The sequence below is a fragment of the Jannaschia seosinensis genome (assembly GCF_001408515.1).
Taxonomy (GTDB): Bacteria; Pseudomonadota; Alphaproteobacteria; order Rhodobacterales; family Rhodobacteraceae; genus Jannaschia; species Jannaschia seosinensis.
On the sequence record NZ_CYPR01000075.1, the window covers coordinates 1 to 2199 of the forward strand.

At 61.1% G+C, this 2199-nt stretch carries 1 tRNA gene and 4 pseudogenes; 2 read left to right on the plus strand and 3 right to left on the minus strand.

Features of this window, described 5'->3' with window-relative positions:
- Window positions 1–450, minus strand: a pseudogene (locus JSE7799_RS06340) (transposase family protein); the annotation flags it as partial.
- Window positions 451–831: 381 nt separating this feature from the next.
- Between JSE7799_RS06340 and JSE7799_RS06345 the strand changes: the two are divergent.
- Window positions 832–916 (plus strand) — tRNA-Leu (locus tag JSE7799_RS06345).
- A 385-nt stretch (window positions 917–1301) separates the two neighbouring features.
- Window positions 1302–1640, plus strand: a pseudogene (locus JSE7799_RS19620) (transposase); the annotation flags it as partial.
- A gap of 75 nt (window positions 1641–1715) precedes the next feature.
- On the opposite strand, the pseudogene JSE7799_RS06355 reads toward JSE7799_RS19620, so the two are convergent.
- Both JSE7799_RS06355 and JSE7799_RS06360 read right to left on the minus strand, forming a co-directional pair.
- A pseudogene (locus tag JSE7799_RS06355) lies at window positions 1716–1958 on the minus strand (ATP-binding protein); the annotation flags it as partial.
- Between the two features lie 33 nt (window positions 1959–1991).
- A pseudogene (locus JSE7799_RS06360) lies at window positions 1992–2199 on the minus strand (IS256 family transposase); the annotation flags it as partial.

Sequence of the window (2199 nt, forward strand, 5' to 3'; positions counted from 1 at the left end):
CATCGGCCATTTGCGGCAGGTACTTCACGTCGATGTGGAGGTAGCCCGGCTCGTAGGCCTTGAAGGCGCTGTGCTTCGGCTTGGCCGCCTTGGTCTTCAGGTCGCGCAGGTTCCCCACGCCATGCCGGCGCAGGCAGCGGTCCAGCCCCGAGCGCGAGGCGTTCGGGTTCAGGAACTCCCGCACAACCGCCAGCAGATCATCCAGCGACACCAGCAGCGCCTTTCGCAGGGCCACCGCGACGGCCTCCTGCGGTGGTGTGTCAGCGTCGTCTGGAGCCTGTGCGGCGTGTGGCTGCGATCCGCGACGCTGTCGCGCTTGCGCCACTTGTAAACGGTCTGCTCCGTTATGCCGAAGCGCTCGACCAGGACCGGAGCAGGCTCCGTGTTCGCCTGGATCGCCGCCCGCACCTTCGGCGTGGTCGTGGCCTGCTTGTGAAGATGTATCAGCATGGTCGTGCCCCGTCTCGAAGGTCCCTCAGAACCGATCTTGCCATGAAGAGCGCGGATCGTCGCGGGGAAAGGTGATCATCCGGGACGGAACAGTTACCAGCTGATCTTCGCTGTCGCTCTTGGCGCTGTAGCGGATCGGTTCGTAGAACGCGAAAGGCAAGCTTCAGTAGCATGCGGCGGATCCCTTGGTCTCCCCGGTATAATCCGCTGCGGGCAGAGCGCCTCAGGCGAGGGACAGTCTAGAAGCCGATAATCAAAGAGGTTCTCTGCAACAGCACTTGATTGGTTCGAGGCCTGCGTAATTGCGGGCGTAAGAGGATTTGGTGCGAACGGCTGAGATTGACGTCCGCGAAGTGCCAGTTTAATGGCTCCACCAGCGTCGCCCCCGTGGCGGAATCGGTAGACGCAGCGGATTCAAAATCCGCCGCCGCAAGGCTTGCCGGTTCGAGTCCGGCCGGGGGTACCAATCGTCCGTGGGCACTTCGCTGTGCGGCCAATCTTGAGGGCGCGGACTATTTTGGAAGATCAAGGTAATTTCCACGCTGGGCGCGAGCGTGCAGCTAACATGTAGCTTTCTTGACGCGAGCGCCGTGTTTCTGTTGCCTGTGCCCTGTGATCTCGGCGGCTCCTCGTGCGCACTTTTGCACAAGCCCCCGAGATTCTAAATGTGCCTGCCGATCGCCAACGTCGGTAGGCCAAATACTTGTCCAGGGGAATGCGAAGGCCTCTTTACGACCCGCTGAAGCTTTGCCGAAGGTCTTTTTGCAACTCGTGTTTCAATACATGTGTCGCATCCCGGGAAATTGGGAGCGCCTAACGAGACCGATCTGCGCCTCGTGGAGGCCCTGCTCATGGGACATGAGCTTGTGACAGATGAGATATGGGCGGCGGTGAGGCCGCTGTTGCCCGAGGAGCCGCCGAAGCCGAAGGGTAGGCGACCACGTTTGCCGGACCGGGATGCCCTGCGTGGGATCGTGTTCGTTTTGCGCTCCGGCCTGCCGTGGGAGATGCTGCCGGGCGAGGTGTTCGGCTGTTCGGGCATGACCTGCTGGCGGCGCCTGCGGGATTGGCAGCAGGCGGGAGCCTAGAACCTGCTGCACCGCATCCTGCTGGAACGGCTCGACCCGGCCGGCGCGTTGGACTGGTCCCGCGCTGCGCTGGACGCCGCATCCATCGGTGCAAATAGGGGGGCTGTTGGCTGTCACTGAGAACTGACCCAGCATTGTCACCGAGATCTGACCCGCCCGGTAGTTATGGTTGTTGGTTCATGCTGGGGTCAATACTGCTGTCTCCTTCCGTTTCTTCTTCGCTGTCTCGGAGCTTGCCTTGAAGCGGTAGCTGTCGTTTCCGGTCTCCAGGATGTGGCAGCGATGGGTGAGGCGATTGAGCAGCGCGGTGGTCATCTTGGCATCACCGAAGACGCTCGCCCACTCGCTGAAGCTCAGGTTGGTGGTGATGACCACGCTGGTGCGCTCGTATAGTTTGCTAAGAAGANGGAACAGCAGCGCAGAGATATGCCCAAAAGTTGGTGACGGTCCTCATCAGGCGGCGGTTTGAAGTTGCTTGATCCCGTCCTTGAACTCAATCCCCTGAATGACGTCGGGCAGACGGTTTGGCCCGTTGATCTTCCGCCACTTCTTCTTGGCTGACTTCATGAGTCGGAAGACCATGGCGAGGGCGGTCTTGCGGTTCAGGCAGCCCTTGGTTTTGCGGGTCCGGTTCCTGACCGTGGCGAAGACACTCTCGATC